An 18336-nucleotide genomic window follows, 5' to 3' on the forward strand; every position below is an offset into this window, starting at 1 on the left:
TGTCGCCTGCGCGCCCCGCTCGCCCATGCAACGGTGGATCATAGCTCAGGAGCTGGTGAGGGACCGGTCCACGGTGGCGAGATCCTGCAGCAACACCCGCTGCAGCTGTGCGGCGCTCTGGGTCCAGGTCAGCCAGGGCATGCGGTCTGAACGGGTTTCGGCCCCCTTGGCCCGAAGTGGCAGCCATTCACGGACGGCTTGCGCGATTGGGGCGTCGCCGTACCCCGAGAAGAAGTGTGCATGCCCACCCGCCACTTCCCTGAATACGGGAATATCGCGGGCGATGATCGACAGACCACGCTGCGCGGCCTCGATCAGCGGCAAACCAAACCCCTCACCTTCCGAGGCAGCCATCAGGCAGCTGGAATTGGCGTAGATCGCGTCCAGGTACTCGTCACTGGCACTCTCGAACCAGAACAACTGGCGACCGAGTCGCGCATGGCCAGCCAACCGGCTGCACAACGCGTCAACCAACCACCCCTTGCGACCGACGATGACCAGATTCACGTCATGCCCTTCCGCCCAGAGCGTCTCGAAGGCCGACAGCACCATCTCATGACCTTTTCGGGGTTCGATCGTCCCAACCATCAGGAAGCTGGGAACGGCAGCGATCCGCTCAATCACCTGCTCTGCATCATCCGGAAGTCCCTTCGACGGCACGCTGCCATCCAGATCGGCACCAAGGTGGAACCAGTCAATGGAGGCCGGGCTTTGCACCTGCTCCTCTTCCATCCAGGCACGGACATCATCGGCCACGGCCCTGGAAATGCAGATGAGCTGGTCGGCGCAGCCAAGGATTTCACGCAGCCACGCTTCGTGGTGCTGACCACCACCACCCGGCCACCATTCCGGATGCCTGACCGGCAGGATGTCGTAGACCACGAAGCTGATCTTCACGCCACTGCGGCGAAGGTAGCGGAACCACTCGCTTCCCAGCCTCACCGCAGATCCGGTCAAGTCCAGCCCCAGGAACACATCACCGGCGTGGCAGACCACCGGCACATCAGCCTGCTGCTGCAGACCCAGCAGCGTTGCCGCATACATGTTGGCGCAGACATACTGCCCGGAAATGCGATCCAGGCGCACCAACTGCAACCGATAGCCCGTCGGCGCAAGCTTCGCCCACTCAGCCACCACCGCACGCGTGACGCGCTGGATGCCCGTGCGCAGATCCTTTTCCGCCAGCTCGGTCACATCAACCAGCAGCTGCGGCTCAGCCATGCAGCTGCGATCAAGCGCATCCGCAGCGATCAGCAGATCGATGTTCTGGACATCGGGGAGCGCGCCCAGGCGGGTCGTCGCGACGTTGATCGCTGCCTCGGGCGAGGTGCGCTCCAGCCCCAGTCCAACCACGTGCTCGCATGCATCGACGAAGACCGAGGCCACCCTGTTCCACGAGAACGCCTGCGCCCTCTCCAGTGAATAGCTACGCAGGCGCTGGCTCTCTTCCGGATTGGAGAGAAAATGAGCCATGCATGCACGGAGCGAATCGACATCCATGGGATCAAACAACGCGGTGGGTTCCGTTGCGATCTCACGAATGCTCGAAGCGTCCGACGCGATGACTGCAGCACCGCACGCCATCGCCTCCAGCACGGGCAGGCCGAAGCCCTCGTGCCACGAAGGAAACGCAAAGAGACTGCATTCGTTGTAGAGCGCGACCAGTTGCTCATCGGAAACATACCCGGTGAAGACCAGGTCCCGCTCCGCCAGGCCCAGCGACGCCGCCAACCGCTGCAGCTCATCCACGTGCGGTCCGGGCATATGTCCGGCGAACACCAGCTGCATGCCGGCGCGCAGTTTCGCGTCCAGGCCTGCGTAGGCTTCCACAAGGCGCGGCAGATTCTTGCGGCGGTCCGCGCCACCGGTATACAGCACGAAGCCGGCGGTCACTCCAAAGGCAACGCGGGTCAGGATGCGCCGGGAGTCCAGGGTATCCATCGGGCGGAACACCGGATCGCAGGCTGCGGACATGTTGAAGATGCGTTCTGCCGGGAAACCGGCAACTTCGTGCGCTTCCTGCGCCGAGCTTTCCGAGATGGCCACCAGTGCGTCGGCACGCGCCAGCTGTTCCAGCTTCCCATGATAGAACTCGCGATAGCGCGGATCGGGGTCCAGGTACAGCTTCGGATTCATCAACGGAATCATGTCGTACAGCGTGACGATCGTCGGCACGCGGCAGTGCTGGTTGATGGTTCCCACCGCATTGTCGGCAAAGCCCTCGAAGAGGCTGGAGACATGCACGATATCCGGCTGCAGCGTCGCAATCGCCGCCTCACGGACGATCTCGGCCTGCGCCCGACGCAGCGCATTCTCGCCTTCACGCTGGGCAACGGGCAGCGGCACGTGCAGTACGTGGATGCTGGCCCTCGGCAGCAGCCCGGCGAAGGCGTCACGGATGTGATCAATGCCCTCGGGAAAGGCGCCATTGACCAGAACGTGGATGTCATGGTCACGCGCATTGCGCGCCACCGACAGGGCCAACGACAACGAGTATCGGCCGATGCCTCGCAGGCGGCTTTCACCTTGGGCGCCCTGCAGGTCCAGAAGAATCCGCATCATCTACGCTCCCTGCGATTGGCAACTGCGATATCCGTGTAGAGCGCCTGTCCACGCATGGACAGCTGTTCCAGGGCCTGCACTTCGGTGAGACCCTCGAACGAACCAACCCCGCCGACCAGGCCTGCATGCTGCATGGCTCCCGGCACCTGGGCGATGATCCGGTTATTGACCGCCACCGAAATCAGCTTGGCATGCAGCCGCGGCACCCGCTTCAACAGCGTGTTCAGCGGACGCGCGACTGCGGGGCGCTGGGCAACACGACGCATGGCCGCGAGCACCACGCGACGCGCAAACATCGTGGGCTGCGTGACCAGATACTTCAGCCCGCGCAATGGTCGGGTGATCCGCCAGGACGTGCTGGTCAGAAGCGCGTGCACGACCTCGTTCAGGCGTGCGACTTCAGCGTCGCGACGTCCGATCTCAACGGCGAACACCTGATTCTGTGCCACTGCCCGCTGGAACTCTTCGCGGTGCTCTCCTGCAGCTTCGACAATCAAGCTCTTCTCGCGATGGAAAGTGGCTTCCGAAGCACGCTTTGCCTTCAGCTCTCCTTCCAGCACTTCGATCTTCCGGGCCGCTTCGGCCAGCTGCACACGCTGCCGGGCCTCGACTTCTGCAGCGGCCGCCCGCTGTTGCGCTGCTGCCTCGGCAGCGGCCGCCCGCTGCTGCTCTGCTGCTTCGGCAGCGGCCGCCCGCTGCTGCTCTGCTGCTTCGGCGGCAGATGCTCTCTGCTGTGCCATGGCTTCGGCAGCAACTGCATTGGCGGCCGCACAGAACGCCGATTGTGGTGCCAGGACGAAATCGTCGAACACATTCGGACCACACGTCAGCGCAGTGGCCAGCTCAGGATGCGCGTCGCTCACATAGAAGCGGTTCAGTCCATCGAAGTACGCAAAGGAATAGCCCTTGGCCAGCACCATCGGATCCCACAGGTGGTGGTTCAGTTCCGGACTCTGTGGCCGCGTAGCCTCGACCACCAGCACCCAGGGCCGATGCGGTCCCTTCCAGCCCTCGATTACCTCCCGCTCGGCGCCTTCGACATCAATCTTGAGCCAGTGGATCTCGCCGGGACCGGACATCTCGAACACGCTGTCCAGCGTCACCGCGGGCACGCGCACTTCGCTGACATTGAAGCCGGCATCGCGATGTTCCTGGGCGATGCCCTCATCCAGCGTGCTCAGACCGGTGTCGGCGACGTCAAAGAAGCGGAGCTCACCCGGGCTGTTGGTAACAGCCACCTGCAGCACCTGTTCGTCGGGACGCCGCGTTCGCAGCAGATCCGAATAATGCTGGGTCGGTTCGACATGGATGCCGCGCCAACCACGCTCGTAGAAAACAAGGCTCACAGAGTCAACGTCCGGGCTCTGCGCACCGACATCGATGTAGCGGCCGCCTTCGATGTGGCCCAGTACGCGCCACAGGATGACATCTTCAAAATTCTGGGCGTAGGAAATGAGCTTGGACATGGTTACCCGGAGAACTCAGATGACAGTGTTGCGTTCGACAGCAAACTCAGCATCCAGCCAGTTGCTGCCAATGAACATGGGATGGTCCGCATTCATGACTTCGAAGACCAACAGATTGTCGACCCACTCGAAGTTGTCGATCATGTGCGTATCGCTGCTGACCAGGGCCGGCGAAACCGAGTAAGAACCCGGGCCCATCCGGCAGGTGAAGTCCAGCGTGTAGCGCAGCCGTTCTCCTGCCGACACGTGGCTCTGGACCTGCTCGGTGTGCCAGGTGTTGCTGCCCCAGACCACATGCCCCTGCTTGTCGCGGATCATGAAGCCCAGCACCAGACTGGGCAGCGAAGCCCGCACTTCCGCTTCAAGTACCAGCCTGAGCTGCTGCCCCACCATCGCCAAGGCAACCTCGCTGCCCGTGGCTGCGTCGATCAGCTTGAGGCTGCTGACCACGGCCTGGCCACTGCCACTGCGGGTGGTGACCCAACCCGACTCATCACGTCGTTGCTCAACGCTGAGCTTCTCGTTCTCCTTGCGGGCGATCAACGCGTTGTAGAAGTCGATCACTTCGTCCGGTGCACCGTCCTTCAGCACCTGCCCCTTGTCGAGCAGGATCACCCGGTCACACAGTGCCTTGACGTCGCTGGGGCTGTGGGAAACCAGCATGATCGAGGTGCCTTCCTCGCGGAACCGCCGCATGCGGTCGAAGCTTTTGTGCTGGAAGTAACTGTCACCCACCGCAAGGGCTTCGTCGACGATCAGCAGGTCGGGGGTGAATGCCGTTGCGACCGCGAATGCAACGCGTACCTGCATGCCACTGGAATACGTGCGCACCGGCTCGTCGAAGTATTCGCCGATCTCCGCGAATGCCTCGATCCCCGGCATGGCTTCGGCTATCTGCTCCTGGCTGTATCCCATCAGGCCTGCAGAGTGGAAGGCATTCTGCCGGCCCGTCAGGTCCTGGTTGAAGCCCATTCCCAGCTCAAGGATGGCGGCGACCCGGCCAGTCCGCGTGACCCGTCCTTCGGTCGGCTGCGCGGTGCCGGTGATCAGCTTGAGCAACGTGCTCTTGCCGGCACCGTTCTGTCCGATCACACCCACCGCTTCGCCGGGCGAGATTGAGAACGACACGTTCCGGAGGACCCAGTGCTCTTCGCGCGGGCGGGTTGGCAGACCGAACCAGCTCGCTGCGCGCAGCCATTCGCTGCCCCACACCCGGTAGGCCTTGCCTACGCCTTCAACACGCAACTCACCACTCATAGTGCATCCACCATCTCGGGACTGGCACGACGGAAAACGATCAACGATGCCAGCGCCAGCACGCATGCGGCGCCAATCAGCCAGGCCAGGTCAGCCCACACCGGCGGTTGGTCGTAGAGCAGGACGTTCTGGTAGCTGCTCACCAGCGGATACAACGGATTCAGCTTGAACAGGCCCTGCACGTGCTCAGGCAGGATGCGGATGTTGTAAACGATCGGCGTCAGCCAGAACAACGCCTGCAGCACGACGGGGACCACCTGACCGATGTCGCGCATGAACACGTTCAACACCCCCAGCAGCAGCCCGATCGACATTGCGAAGAAGAGCGTGATCAGCATCAGGACCGGCAGCCAGAGCGCCTGCGCTCCCGGGTAGTGGCCGAGCACTGCGAACACCACGAAGATCGCGATGAGCAGCAGAAGGTTGTTGACCAGCATCGTGCCACCGGCGATGAAGGGCAGGCAGATGCGCGGGAACGCCATCTTCTTCATCAGATTGCCGCTGTCCACGAACAGCGACACGCATTTGCCAACCGTCTCGGAAAACATGCTCCAGCAGAGCGTGCCCGCCATCAGGTACAGCGCATAGGCGTACTTGTTGTCGATGCCGGGCAGCTTCGCCGACAGTACCTCCGACAGGATGGTGGCAAAGATCACGACCTGCATCAGCGGATGGATGATCATCCACAATGCGCCGAGCTTGCTGCGGATGAAGCGGACCCGCAATTCATTCTTGATCGACGAAAGAATGAAATACCGGTAGGCCCAGATGGACCGGATCATGTCACTCATTACCTGCCTCGTGCTTCATTGTCTGCATGGTGTCCTGCGCGGTACGTGCGTTGGCCTGAAGCTGGCGAACGCGTTCAATGATGCCGCTGGCAGCGGCCTGGGTGGATAGGATTGCTTCGACGCGGGTGCGTCCTGCCTGCCCCAGCGCGGCGGCGAAGCCCGGGTCATCGGCCAGCCGGCGCATCCATGCTGCAGCCATCGGCACCTGCGCGTCGGCCCAGCGCTGCCCCTTGCCCGCCGGGTATTCCCCTTCACGCACCGGAACAAGCGTGAAATCGACCAGTCCGGCCGAATCGGCATCCATGAATTCCATGTTGCCCGACCACCCGGTGGCGATCACCGGCTTGCCCATGGCCATGCATTCGGCCAGGCCCAGGCCGAAGCCCTCGGCGCGGTGCAGCGATACGTAAGCGTCGCAGCAACGCTGCAGTGCATTGAGATGCTCGCGTGCGATGACTTCGTCACGGATGATGATGCGCTCGTCGCCGTCGGCGATGGCCAGCAGATGCTTGAGCAGATGCGGGAAGCGATGGCCATTGCTGCTCTTGACCAGCAGGCGGACATCACGGCGCTGTGCCGGGAACGCCTCGCGGAAGGCGCGGATCACCGCTTCGGGATTCTTGCGCTCCATCCGCGAACTGAAATCGAAGGACGTCAGGAAGACGAAGGCCTCCTGCGGCAGGCCGAAGTCCACACGCTGCAGCCCACTGTCGTTGAGGACACCCAGCGGCATCGGAATCCGCGTCACCGGCTTGCGGGTGGCATGAGCCACGGCATTCTCGACGAAACCTGTGGCCACCATCACTTCATCCACCAGCTCCAGGGCCGGCAACCAGCTGTCGGGCAGGCGTTCCAGCTCCCAGAACCAGCAGGCGATGAGGTAGCGCCCCTGCCCGCGGGCCAGCGGGATACTCGCCAGGGCCTGCGCCAGGTAATCCGGGTTGACGAAGATGATGCTGACGGCATGCGGCATCGTATCGTCGAGGTAGGCATCAAGCGCATGTTCGCCACGCGCGTTCGGCAGGCCAAGATCGATGTCGCGAAGCGCGACCGGCACACCCTGTTCGATCAATGCACGCGCATAGCTGCGCGCCGCTTCGGCCAATCCGAACTGACCATGGATATAGCCGAGGATGTTGACTCCGGGCAGGTCCGCTCCACGCCCTGCTGCGCCAGCAACGACGTCGCCGGCAGGCTGCAGAGTTTTCTCCCAGGCCGCGGTGCGCACGAAGCGCGTCCGCGCCTGAAGTCGCCGCGAAAACAATCGCAGCGCACCTTCGCGCAGGCCGGTCGGCAACAGATGGTAGGCACCGCGCAGCCACGCCTGGCTGCGCAGCCACGCAAACATGCGTACCGATGCAGCAACCGGAGAGGAGTCTGGAGACGTCATGGAGGACAGGAGTGCGGTCAGCCGCCCAGCGCCCGCTCCAGATCCACCTGCAGATCCCCCAGCTCCTCCACGCCCACGCTCAGCCTTACCAGCGCATCGCTGATACCCAGCTGTTCCCGCCGCGCGACCGGAATCGAGGCGTGCGTCATCACCGCCGGGTGGTTGACCAGGCTTTCCACGCCGCCCAGCGACTCGGCCAGGGTGAACAGTTCGGTCTTCTCGCAGAAGCGCTTGGCCGCTTCGAAACCGCCCTTGAGCACGATCGAGACGATGCCGCCGTAACCGGCCATCTGCTTGCCGGCCAGCTCATGCTGCGGGTGCGACGGCAGGCCCGGGTAGATCACTTTCTCCACCGCCGGGTGCTTTTCCAGCCACTGGGCCAGGGCCAGCGCGTTGGCGCAGTGCGCCTTCATGCGCAGCGGCAGGGTCTTCAGGCCACGCAGGGCCAGGAAGCTGTCGAACGGGCCCTGCACGCCACCCACCGAGTTCTGCAGGAAGGCCATCTGCTCGGCCAGTTCGGCGTTGTCGCCGACCACGACCATGCCGCCGACCATGTCCGAGTGACCGTTGAGGTACTTGGTGGCCGAATGCAGGACCAGGTCCGCACCCAGCTCCAGCGGACGCTGCAGCATCGGCGAGGCGAAGGTGTTGTCGACCACCACGATCAGGCCATGGCGCTTGGCGATGGCGGTGACCGCGGCGATGTCGACGATCTTCAGCATCGGGTTGGTCGGGGTCTCGATCCACACCATCTTCGTCTTCGACGTGATGGCGGCTTCGAACGCGGCCAGATCGGTCAGGTCGACGAAGCTGAAATCCAGCCCGGCGGTGCGGCGACGCACCCGCTCGAACAGGCGGAAGCTGCCGCCGTAGATATCGTCCATTGCCACCACGTGACTGCCGGCGTCCAGCAGTTCGATCACGGTCGAGCTCGCCGCCATGCCCGAGGCGAAGGCGAAGCCGCGGGTACCACCTTCCAGCGATGCCACGCAACGCTCATAGGCGAAGCGGGTCGGGTTGTGGGTACGCGAGTACTCGAAGCCCTGATGCTCGCCCGGGCTGGACTGCGCATAGGTCGAGGTGGCGTAGATCGGCGGCATTACCGCGCCAGTGCTGGGGTCCGGCGACTGGCCACCGTGGATGGCCAGGGTAGCCAGGGCCAGGGCGCGATCCTGGGAAGTAGCGTTGGACATGTTGTTTCCTGAGGAGCGCCGACGCACGGCGCCATCGAAGGTGCGGAAGTCTACCAGCGCGGCCTTAACGACCTTTGACGCGGATAAACCGGGATTCAGCAGCGAACGTCTTCGATCAGCAGCTTACTGCACGCGACGGCGCAGGTAGTTCAGCAGGTCGATACGGGTGATCAGGCCCAGGAAGGCGTCGCCGTCCATCACGATCGCGACCTGGCCACGGTCGAACACCGGCAGCAGGGCCTCGATCGGCGACTTCACATCCAGCCGGTCCAGCTTGCTGACCATCGCGGTAGCGACGCTGTCGCGGAAACGGGCCTCATCGCCATAGACATGCAGCAGCACGTCGCTTTCGTCGACGATGCCGACCAGCTGGTCACCGTCCATCACCGGCAGCTGCGACACGTCATACAGCTTCATGCGCTGGTAGGCCGTGGTCAACAGATCGTTCGGGCCGATCACGACGGTATCGCGCTGGCCGTACGGGCGCAGGATCAGGTCGCGCAGGTCGCCGTGCTGTGGGCGCTCCAGGAAGCCGTTGTCCAGCATCCAGTAGTCGTTGTACATCTTCGACAGGTACTTGTTGCCGGTATCGCAGACCAGTACCAGGACCTTCTTCGGCGTGGTCTGTTCCTTGCAGTACTTCAGCGCAGCCGCCAGCAGGGTGCCGGTGGACGAGCCGCCGAGGATGCCTTCCTTCGCCAGCAGCTCGCGCGCGGTATGGAAGCTCTCACCGTCGGTGATGGCGTAGGCCTTCTTCACCCGGCTGAAATCGGAGATGGACGGCAGGAAGTCCTCGCCGATGCCTTCCACCAGCCAGCTGCCCGACTTGTCATTCAGGTTGCCGTCGTTGATGTACTCGGCCAGGATCGAGCCGACCGGGTCGGCGAGCACCAGCTCGGTCTTCGGCGACAGCTTGGCGAAGGCGCGCGACAGGCCGGTCATGGTGCCGGAGCTGCCGCAGCCGAACACGATGGCGTCCAGATCGCCGCCCATCTGTTCCAGGATTTCCGGGCCCGTGCCGAATTCATGCGCGGCCGGGTTGTCCGGGTTGCCGAACTGGTTGATGAAGTAGGCGCCCGGGGTCTGTTCGGCGATGGTCTTGGCCAGATCCTGGTAATACTCGGGATGGCCCTTGGCCACGTCCGAGCGGGTCAGACGCACCTCGGCGCCCATCGCCTTCAGGTTGAAGATCTTTTCCCGGCTCATTTTGTCGGGAACGACCAGGATCAGCTTGTAGCCCTTCTGCTGGGCCACCAGGGCCAGGCCCAGGCCGGTGTTGCCGGCTGTGCCCTCGACCAGGGTCGCGCCCGGCTTCAGGTCGCCGCGCTGCTCTGCCGCCTCGATCATCGACAGGCCGATGCGATCCTTGATCGATCCGCCCGGGTTGGCGCTCTCCAGCTTCAGGTAGAGCTCACAGACGCCGGTGTCCAGGCGCTGGGCCTTGACGATCGGGGTCTGGCCGATGAGTTCGAGGACGGAAGAATGGATGGGCATTCGGAGGACTTTCGGTTCGCGCCACACAGGGCCGGACCGATGATTATCCGTCGGATGGCGATGAATGTCAGGTCGGCGCGGCGCCGGGCCGCAAGCCCGCAAAAAGAGATGCGGACGGCCCCGGATCGACGAGGAGACCGGTACCGCCCGCATCGGTGAGTCGTACCTGCAGGCCAAGGCACCACCGCTTGTGGTGCCTTGGCGCGGCCGCCTCATCGGCGGTGCCGCGATGCCGGGGCAGGAGCGCCCGGCGGGGCCATCGATGGCCGGGTCACGCCGTTCCGGGCGTGACGAGGTGCGTCAAAGTGTGGGGGACGTCGTTGGGAGCGGTGTTTCGTACATTCGCAGAAGTCGTTGCTTGGCCAGCAGCTTCTCACGCTTCATGCGACCCAGGGTGACATCATCGATCGGGAGTACACCCAACTCCGCGTCCATGCACTTCTTGTTCAACTTGCGGTGCTGGTCATGGAGTGCCCTGAACTCCGGATCACGCGCGCGGCGGGCGTCGATCTCGCTCTGGGGCTGATCTTCAAACATGATGGACCTCCTTCGACAGATACACGAACGCCCCGGCCGCGAGGCACGGGGCGTTGTTCATGGAGGAGCGCCGGTCGATGGCCACCTGGACGCCTGCAACGACCTGCGGCACTGGCCTGCGCACGTCGATTCGCTGCGGTTCGCGCCCTGTTTGCATCGGCCCGGCCCTCCCATCGTCCGGTCCGCGGCATTGCGTCCCGGACGATTGACCCTACGCCTGCTCAAGGCGGGGTACAAGACCCCTGCGGCAAAAAGACCGAACCCCGCCGGGGCGGGGTTCAGGCTGAATGCTCATCACAACGAAAAACAAACAATATCAAGCAATTACGGGGCGATGATGACCTCAGCCGAGCGCGCCCGGGTGGACGCCGCCTTCTTGCCGCTGACCTGGATCCGGTTGCTGGCGACACCCGCCGCGACCAGGGCATCGCGCAGCGCTTCGGCACGCTTCTGACCCACGCCATTGGCGCTGTCATAGGCCTCGATACGCAGGCGCCCCTTCTTGCCGATGTTCAGGTACTCGGCCAGGGCCTTGGCCTGGTTGCGGGCCCCGCCGGACAGGCTGGAGGCGCCAGTGGCGAAGGCGTCACCATTGAAAGTGAAGACTTCGCCACGGCCGTCGAACTTCGAGCCCGGCAGCTTCTGCCCGGACACCAGCTCGGCTTCCTCGCGGGCCAGCTTGGCGGCGTTCTGCTGGGCGGCGCTGAGGCGCTGCTGCTGCTTGCCGGCCACGCTGGTCAGGGCGTTCTCGGCGTCCTGGCGGGCCAGGGTTTCGGCTTCGGCGGCCTGGCGCAGACGCTCAGCCTCCTCGGCCTGCATCTGCGCCTGCATGCGCAGCTGCTCAGCTTCCTGACGGGCACGGGCGGCGTCGCGGCGGCTGGCCTCGATCAGCAGGTCGCTGCGGGTCCGCTCCAGGCGGTCGACCTCGCGCGCGGCCATCGCGGTGCGCACGGCGGTCTCGGCGATCTCCACCCGGCGCTCGGCCAGGTAGGTGGCCAGCTCCTGGTCGCGGCGCTTGGCCTTGTCCAGGGTGGCGATGGCCTGCTGGGCCTGCATGCGCTCGAAGGCACCCAGCTCAGCGGTGTCGGGATTGGCCTGGATGGCCATCAGGCGCTGGCTCAGCTGCGCCACCATCGGGTTGTCGGCGGCCAAGGCCAGGGGCGGCAGCGCCAGCAGCGCGGCCAGGGTTGCGGCAGTCATCGGCTTCACCGGCGGTCCTCCCCGGTCGACAGCTGGCGTTGCAGCTGGTTGACCTCGTTGCGGCGCAGCTGCAGCTGCGCGGTGACGGTGGCCTCCTCGCTGCGGACGCGGGCCAGGTCGGCATCGGCGGCGGCGCGCAGGGCCATCGCCGGGGCGTTCTTGCGCTCGCGGCGGTCGCCGGCGGCGCGCTGGGCCTGCTCCAGCCCCTGGCGGGCCAGACCGATCAGGTCCGGGGCGTACTGGTCGGCATCGGCCTGGGTGGCCTTGTCGACCGCCTGCCGGGCCTGCGCCAGTTCCAGTGCGGCGTCCTGCGCCCAGGCGGGGGCAGACAGTGCGAATGCAAACGCCATCACATACAGGCCATGGCGCATTCGTGCGAAGCTAAGTCGTTTCATTGGGGAGGCCGTACCGGTTGTCGGTTCACGGCCATTGTCGTCAAGCCGACACCGTGCTGGCAACGGGCGTCGGCCGTTTCGTTGGGGAAAATTCGCAATGGATATCGGCTACTTCCTGAAGCTGATGACCGAAAAGAACGCTTCGGACATGTTCCTGACCACCGGGGCACCGGTCTATATCAAGATCGAGGGGAAGCTTTATCCGCTGGGCAACACCGGCCTGCCGCCCGGCATGGTCAAGAAAATCGCCTACTCGTTGATGGACGAAGGCCAGGTGCCGCAGTTCGAGCGCGAGCTGGAGCTCAACATGGCCATCGCCCTTCCCGAAGCCGGGCGCTTCCGCGTCAACGTGTTCAAGCAGCGGGGCGAAGTCGGCATGGTCATCCGCGCCATCCGCAGCCGCATCCCGAGCATCGAGGAACTGAACCTGCCGCAGGTGCTGAAGGACGTCATCATGACCCCGCGCGGGCTGGTGCTGGTGGTGGGGTCCACCGGTTCCGGCAAATCGACGTCGCTGGCATCGATGATCGACCACCGCAACAGCACCACCACCGGTCACATCCTCACCATCGAGGATCCGATCGAGTACCTGCACAAGCACAAGATGTCGATCGTCAACCAGCGCGAGGTCGGGCTGGACACCCATGCCTTCCACAACGCGCTGAAGAACGCGATGCGTGAAGCGCCGGACGTGATCCTGATCGGCGAGATCCTGGATGCGGAAACGATGGAGGCGGCCATCGCCTTCGCCGAGACCGGCCACCTGTGCCTGGCTACCCTGCACTCCAACAACGCCGACCAGACCATCGAGCGCATCCTCAACTTCTTCCCGGAAAGCGCGCACAAGAACGTGCTGATGAACCTGGCACTGAACCTGCGCGCGGTGATCAGCCAGCGTCTGGTGAAGAACAAGGAGGGCCGTCGCCTGCCGGCCACCGAGGTGCTGATCAACACGCCGATGATCCGCGACCTGCTGCGCCGCGGCCAGGTGCACGAGATCAAGGCGGCGATGGAAGGCTCGCTGGAAGAAGGCATGGAGAGTTTCGACCAGTGCCTGTTCCGGCTGGCCAAGGCCGGCGTCATCGATCAGGAGGAAGCACTGCGTGCGGCCGACTCGCGCGATGGCCTGGCCCTGAAGTTCCGCCTGTCCGAAGGCAGCAGTGGCGAGCACGACCCGTACGCGGACTTCTCTGCGGCCGCGCCCAGCATCACCCACGGCTTCTGACGCCACGAAAAAGGGGACGGAGGGGATCAAGTCTTTTGTGCACTTGCGACTTAATCCCCTCCGCCCCCTTTTTCTGAATAGTTCAGGGGCGGTCTCATCCAATGAGACCCCTCATCCGTAGGTTTCCTCAATGGAAACCATCCGCAAGCTGGCCATACTGGCCGATGCCGCCAAATACGACGCTTCCTGCGCCTCCAGCGGCTCGGGCAAACGCGATTCGCGCGCCAGCGGCGGCATCGGCAGCACCGAAGGCATGGGCATCTGCCACAGCTATACGCCGGACGGCCGCTGCGTTTCATTGCTGAAGATCCTGCTGACCAACTTCTGCGTCTACGACTGCGCCTACTGCGTGAACCGGGTATCCAGCAACGTGCCCCGTGCGCGCTTCAGCGTGGATGAGGTCGTCGCGCTCACCCTGGACTTCTACAAGCGCAACTACATCGAGGGGTTGTTCCTTTCCAGCGGCATCATCCGCAATGCGGACTACACCATGGAGCAGATGGTGGAGGTGTCACGGCAGCTGCGCGAAGAACACCGCTATGCCGGCTACATCCACCTCAAGACCATTCCCGAGGCCTCGCCGGAACTGCTGGCCAGTGCCGGGCGTTACGCCGACCGCCTGTCGATCAACGTGGAACTTCCCACCGAAGCCGGACTGAGCGCCTTGGCGCCGGAGAAGACGGTGCATTCGATACGCGGCGCGATGGGCGAACTGCGCTGGCGCATCGAGGAAGCCAAGGAAGCTCGCAAGGCCCCCGCAGCGGTGGCGCCGGCGGCCAGCCGCAGTGCACGCCCGCGCCCTCCCCGTTTCGCACCCGCCGGACAAAGCACGCAGATGATCGTCGGTGCTGATGGGGCCAACGATCGGCAGATCCTGGCCAGTGCCGACGCGCTGTATGGCAACTACCGCATGCGCCGGGTGTATTACTCGGCCTTCAGCCCGATTCCAGATGCCAGTCGCCAGCTGCCACTTCAACCACCGCCACTGCAGCGCGAACATCGCCTGTACCAGGCCGATTGGCTGTTGCGCTTCTACGGCTATGGCGTGGATGAGATCACCGACAGCGCCGGCGACGGCATGCTGGACCTGGATATCGATCCGAAGATGGCCTGGGCGATCCGTCATCCCGAGCGCTTTCCCGTGGACCTCAACCGCGCACCGAAAGAGCTGCTGCTGCGCGTACCCGGACTGGGCGTGCGCAACGTGAAGCGGGTGCTGATGGCACGCCGGCACGGCCGCCTGCGGGTGGCCGACGTAGCCCGGTTGAAGGCTCCGATGAGCAAGCTGCTACCGTTCGTGCTGCTGGCCGACCACCACCCGCGCAAGGCGCTGGATGATCCGGCCGCGTTGCGCGCGCAGCTGGCGCCGCCCCCGCGGCAGGGTTCGTTGTTCGATGCCCCGCCCGCCGCCTGACGCGCAGCGCTGGTCGCTGCGTGTGGACCCGCCGTGGTCGCTGGAGCCTTGGCGCGAGGCCGCGCGCGAGGCACTGCTGCGCGACGTGGCACCGCCGCAGCTGGACTGGATCGAAGGCAGTGAGGTTTCGCTGCTGGATGCGCCGGCCGTACAGCAGGCGCCGATGCCTGCCGATGCCGCTGCGCCCAGCGTTCCGCGCGACTTCCTCGACCTGGCGGCGACCTGCCTGTGTCATCGCGACCCCCAGCGTCTGGCCCTGCTGTATCGCCTGCTGTGGCGCATTACTCATGGCGAGCGTTCGGTGCTGACCAACCCCGCCGATGCCGATGTCCTGCGCGCGAACGGACTCGCCCAGGCCGTTCGCCGAGATACGCACAAGATGAAAGCGTTCGTGCGATTCCGCGAGGTGCCTGGCCAGCCCGATGCCTTCATCGCGTGGTTCGAGCCAGAGCACCACATCGTTGATCGGGTAGCCCCCTTCTTCGCACGCCGCTTCACCGGGATGCGCTGGGCGATACTGACCCCCTCGCGCAGCGTCGCCTGGGATGGGCAGGCGCTTGCCTTCGGCCCCGGCGCGCGGCGCGAGGATGCCCCGGCCGAGGATGCACTCGAGTCGCTGTGGCAGACCTACTACGCCAACATCTTCAATCCGGCGCGGCTCAACACACGGATGATGATGCAGGAGATGCCGGCCAAGTACTGGCGCCACCTGCCCGAGGCGCAGTTGCTGCCGCAGCTGGTGCGCGATGCGGGCGATCGCGTGCAGGAAATGCATGACCGGCCCGCGCAGGCACCGCAGCGCAGGATTCCACTGCGTAGGGACGCTGCGTCGGCGCCCCCCGATACCGGCAGCCTGCAGACGCTGCGACAGCAGGCCAGCGCCTGCCGCCAGTGCCCGCTGTGGGAGACCGCCACGCAGGCGGTGTTCGGCCAGGGGCCGGCCGATGCGCGGGTGATGGTGATCGGCGAGCAGCCTGGTGATACCGAGGATCTGCGCGGCCAGCCATTCGCCGGCCCGGCAGGCCAGCTGCTGGACCGTGCCCTGGCCGAGCTGGGAATCGATCGCGCCACGCTGTACCTGACCAATGCGGTGAAGCACTTCCACCATGAGCGCCGCGGCAAGATCCGGCTGCACAAGCGTCCGGAAAGCCGCCACATCCAGGCCTGCCGGCCATGGCTGATGGGCGAGATCGCGCGGGTGCGGCCGCAGGTCATCGTCTGCCTGGGCGCTACCGCGGCAGCCTCGGTATTTGGCCGTGATTTCAATCTGACGCACGACCGTGGACGCTGGCACACGCTGGAGGATGGCACCCGCGGCTACGCCACCGTGCATCCGGCGTGGGTACTGCGGCAGGGCGATGATGCACGCCGCGAGGATGCCTACCGGTTGTTCCGCGATGACCTCGCGCGATTGCTGCAAAAAGGGGACGGAGGGGATTAAGTCGTATGTGCACTTACGACGTAATCCCCTCCGTCCCCTTTTTTGGGATCAGGTGGCGTCGGGCTGGTTTTCCGGACGCGCGCTGTCGAAGGCGTCCAGCGCTTGGCAGGCCGCCTCGATACGGCGCAGGGTCGGGTACGGCGCCAGGTCCAGGCCGAAGCGGTGTGCGTTGTACAGTTGCGGCAGCAGGCAGATGTCGGCCAGTCCGGGGCGGTCGCCGTGGCAGAACGTGCCGGTGTCGCGGCTGTTGGCCAGCATCGCTTCCATCGCAGCAAAGCCTTCGGCCATCCAGTGCAGGGTCCACTGCATGCGGGCATCGGCCGGCAGCTGCAGGTTGCGCTCCAGGTACTGCATCACCCGCAGGTTGTTGATCGGATGGATGTCGCAGGCCACCAGCTGGGCCAGGGCCCGCACCCGCGCGCGGCCGACGGCGTCGGCCGGCAGCAGCGGCACCTGTGGGAAGCGCTCATCCAGGTATTCGAGGATCGCCAGCGACTGGGTCAGCGCATGCCCCTCGTGCAGCAGGGTCGGCACCAGTTGCTGCGGATTGAGGGCGCGATAGGCGTCCAGGTGCTGCTCTCCGCCTTCGCGCACCAGGTGCACCGGCCGCGCCTCCCAGGCCAGGCCCTTCAGCTCCAGGCCGATGCGCACGCGGTAGGCGGCGCTGGATCGCCAGTAGGTGTACAGCACGATGCCGTCGTCAACCAGGATGTCCATCGCCGCCTCCATGCTCAGGGCTTGGCCGCCTGTTCGATGCGCTGCTCGATCGCACCGAAGATGCTGTTGCCCGAGGCATCGAGCATCTCGATGCGGACTACGTCGCCGAAGGACATGAACGGCGTGCTCGGCTTGCCGTCACGCAGGGTTTCGACCACGCGCTGCTCGGCGAAGCACGATGCGCCCTTGCTGGTGTCTTGGTTGGCGATGGTGCCCGAGCCGACGATGGTACCGGCGCCCAGCGGACGGGTCTTGGCCGCATGCGCGACCAGCTGGGCGAAGTTGAACTGCATGTCCACGCCCGCTTCCGGCGCACCGAACCATTTCCCGTTGATGTGGGTCAGCAGCGGCAGGTGCACCTTGCTGTCCTGCCAGGCCGCACCCAGCTCATCGGGGGTGACGAACACCGGCGACAGCGCCGAACGCGGCTTGGACTGCAGGAAGCCGAAGCCCTTGGCCAGCTCGCCCGGGATCAGGTTGCGCAACGAAACATCGTTGACCAGGCCGACCAGCTGGATATGGCCCGCAGCCTGTTCCGGGGTGGCGGCCATCGGTACGTCGTCGGTGATCACCACGATTTCCGCTTCCAGGTCGATGCCGTAGTCCTCGCTGACCACCTTGACCGCATCGCGCGGGCCGTAGAAGCCGGCGCTGGTGGCCTGGTACATCAGCGGATCGGTGTAGAAGCTTTCCGGCACCTCGGCGCCACGGGCGCGGCGCACACGCTCGACATGCGGCAGGTAGGCGCTGCCATCAACGAATTCGTAGGCGCGCGGCATCGGCGCGGCCAGCGCCTGCGGGTCGAGGTCGAACACGCCATCGGCGTCGCCGGCGTTGAGCGATTCGTACAGCGCGTTCAGGCGCGGCGCGATGTGGCTCCAGTCCTCCAGGGCCTGCTGCAGGGTGGCGGCAATGCCGGTGGCGCGCACGCCGTGGCGCAGGTCACGCGAGACGACGATCAGGGTGCCGTCGCGGCCGCCTTCCTTCAAAGAACCAAGCTTCATGGGTGGGTGTCCGGAGTCGTGGGCAAACAAGTTTCAAGTGTAATCAAATATGCGGCGGCGCCAAGCTGCAGCGCGGCATCGTGCCACCCTACCGTAGTGGGGTTCGGCAGGGCTTGCAGCCCTGCACCTGCTCAATGCAACGGCAACGGCAACGTCAAAAGCGGCTCTGGCGTTCTGCTGGTTGGGCGGGGCGGTGTGGGTGGGCAGGACACGCCGTAAACCCATCCCTGGGGGCTCGATGGCGCCATCC

General features: G+C 65.0%; 15 protein-coding genes and 1 pseudogene. 3 read left to right on the top strand and 13 right to left on the bottom strand.

Annotation, left to right across the window (positions count from 1 at the left end; genetic code table 11):
• Nucleotides 1–45: 45 nt before the first annotated feature.
• The 11 genes and pseudogenes from R1H25_RS13620 to R1H25_RS13665 all read right to left on the bottom strand — a co-directional run bounded on the left by R1H25_RS13620 (nucleotide 46) and on the right by R1H25_RS13665 (nucleotide 12261).
• Nucleotides 46–2562: a glycosyltransferase family 1 protein gene (locus R1H25_RS13620; RefSeq protein WP_317223847.1), complete on the bottom strand. Its 2517-nt coding sequence runs from the start codon at nucleotides 2560–2562 to the stop codon at nucleotides 46–48.
• Nucleotides 2559–4028, bottom strand: a complete 1470-nt coding sequence (locus R1H25_RS13625) for an FkbM family methyltransferase (protein WP_317223848.1) — start codon at nucleotides 4026–4028, stop codon at nucleotides 2559–2561. Before R1H25_RS13625 ends, R1H25_RS13620 begins: the two co-directional genes overlap by 4 nt.
• Nucleotides 4029–4043: 15 nt before the next feature.
• The gene (locus R1H25_RS20380) at nucleotides 4044–4838 is read right to left on the bottom strand and encodes a Wzt carbohydrate-binding domain-containing protein (protein WP_373695563.1); all 795 of its coding nucleotides are present in this window, start codon (nucleotides 4836–4838) and stop codon (nucleotides 4044–4046) included.
• Nucleotides 4827–5162: pseudogene (locus R1H25_RS20385) on the bottom strand (ABC transporter ATP-binding protein); the annotation flags it as partial. The gene R1H25_RS20380 and the pseudogene R1H25_RS20385, both read right to left, overlap by 12 nt.
• Nucleotides 5163–5281: 119 nt before the next feature.
• The gene (locus tag R1H25_RS13635) at nucleotides 5282–6076 is read right to left on the bottom strand and encodes an ABC transporter permease (protein WP_199120715.1); all 795 of its coding nucleotides are present in this window, start codon (nucleotides 6074–6076) and stop codon (nucleotides 5282–5284) included.
• Entirely contained in the window at nucleotides 6069–7466 is a 1398-nt protein-coding gene (locus R1H25_RS13640) for a glycosyltransferase family 4 protein (protein WP_373695562.1), read from the bottom strand. Before R1H25_RS13640 ends, R1H25_RS13635 begins: the two co-directional genes overlap by 8 nt.
• Before the next feature lie 17 nt (nucleotides 7467–7483).
• The gene (locus R1H25_RS13645) at nucleotides 7484–8659 is read right to left on the bottom strand and encodes a cystathionine gamma-synthase (RefSeq protein ID WP_094000504.1); all 1176 of its coding nucleotides are present in this window, start codon (nucleotides 8657–8659) and stop codon (nucleotides 7484–7486) included.
• A gap of 123 nt (nucleotides 8660–8782) precedes the next feature.
• Nucleotides 8783–10153 carry a pyridoxal-phosphate dependent enzyme gene (locus tag R1H25_RS13650; RefSeq protein WP_317223849.1) on the bottom strand — a complete coding sequence of 457 codons (1371 nt, stop codon included), beginning with the start codon at nucleotides 10151–10153 and terminating at the stop codon, nucleotides 8783–8785.
• Between the two features lie 300 nt (nucleotides 10154–10453).
• Complete coding sequence (locus R1H25_RS13655) at nucleotides 10454–10690, bottom strand: YdcH family protein (RefSeq protein WP_005407964.1); 237 nt, start codon at nucleotides 10688–10690, stop codon at nucleotides 10454–10456.
• 324 nt (nucleotides 10691–11014) lie between these two features.
• On the bottom strand, nucleotides 11015–11899 hold the full coding sequence (locus R1H25_RS13660) for an OmpA family protein (protein WP_080392877.1): 885 nt from the start codon (nucleotides 11897–11899) through the stop codon (nucleotides 11015–11017).
• A complete protein-coding gene (locus R1H25_RS13665; RefSeq protein WP_005415160.1) occupies nucleotides 11896–12261 on the bottom strand; it encodes a DUF4398 domain-containing protein in 366 nt (121 codons plus the stop codon). Before R1H25_RS13665 ends, R1H25_RS13660 begins: the two co-directional genes overlap by 4 nt.
• A gap of 121 nt (nucleotides 12262–12382) precedes the next feature.
• Here R1H25_RS13665 and R1H25_RS13670 point away from each other — a divergent pair, with 121 nt between their 5' ends.
• The 3 genes from R1H25_RS13670 to R1H25_RS13680 all read left to right on the top strand — a co-directional run bounded on the left by R1H25_RS13670 (nucleotide 12383) and on the right by R1H25_RS13680 (nucleotide 16365).
• Nucleotides 12383–13510, top strand: a complete 1128-nt coding sequence (locus R1H25_RS13670; protein WP_088480356.1) for a PilT/PilU family type 4a pilus ATPase — start codon at nucleotides 12383–12385, stop codon at nucleotides 13508–13510.
• Nucleotides 13511–13640: 130 nt separating this feature from the next.
• The gene (locus tag R1H25_RS13675; RefSeq protein WP_317223850.1) at nucleotides 13641–14924 is read left to right on the top strand and encodes a putative DNA modification/repair radical SAM protein; all 1284 of its coding nucleotides are present in this window, start codon (nucleotides 13641–13643) and stop codon (nucleotides 14922–14924) included.
• On the top strand, nucleotides 14905–16365 hold the full coding sequence (locus tag R1H25_RS13680; protein ID WP_317223851.1) for a UdgX family uracil-DNA binding protein: 1461 nt from the start codon (nucleotides 14905–14907) through the stop codon (nucleotides 16363–16365). Before R1H25_RS13675 ends, R1H25_RS13680 begins: the two co-directional genes overlap by 20 nt.
• A 48-nt stretch (nucleotides 16366–16413) precedes the next feature.
• Here R1H25_RS13680 and maiA read toward each other — a convergent pair whose 3' ends face one another.
• Together maiA and R1H25_RS13690 are read right to left on the bottom strand one after the other, a co-directional pair.
• The gene (gene maiA / locus R1H25_RS13685; protein WP_317223852.1) at nucleotides 16414–17082 is read right to left on the bottom strand and encodes a maleylacetoacetate isomerase; all 669 of its coding nucleotides are present in this window, start codon (nucleotides 17080–17082) and stop codon (nucleotides 16414–16416) included.
• 14 nt (nucleotides 17083–17096) lie between these two features.
• Nucleotides 17097–18086: a fumarylacetoacetate hydrolase family protein gene (locus tag R1H25_RS13690; protein ID WP_208042935.1), complete on the bottom strand. Its 990-nt coding sequence runs from the start codon at nucleotides 18084–18086 to the stop codon at nucleotides 17097–17099.
• Between the last annotated feature and the right edge of the window lie 250 nt (nucleotides 18087–18336).

It is taken from the genome of Stenotrophomonas veracruzanensis, from assembly GCF_032911525.1.
Lineage (GTDB): Bacteria > Pseudomonadota > Gammaproteobacteria > Xanthomonadales > Xanthomonadaceae > Stenotrophomonas > Stenotrophomonas africana.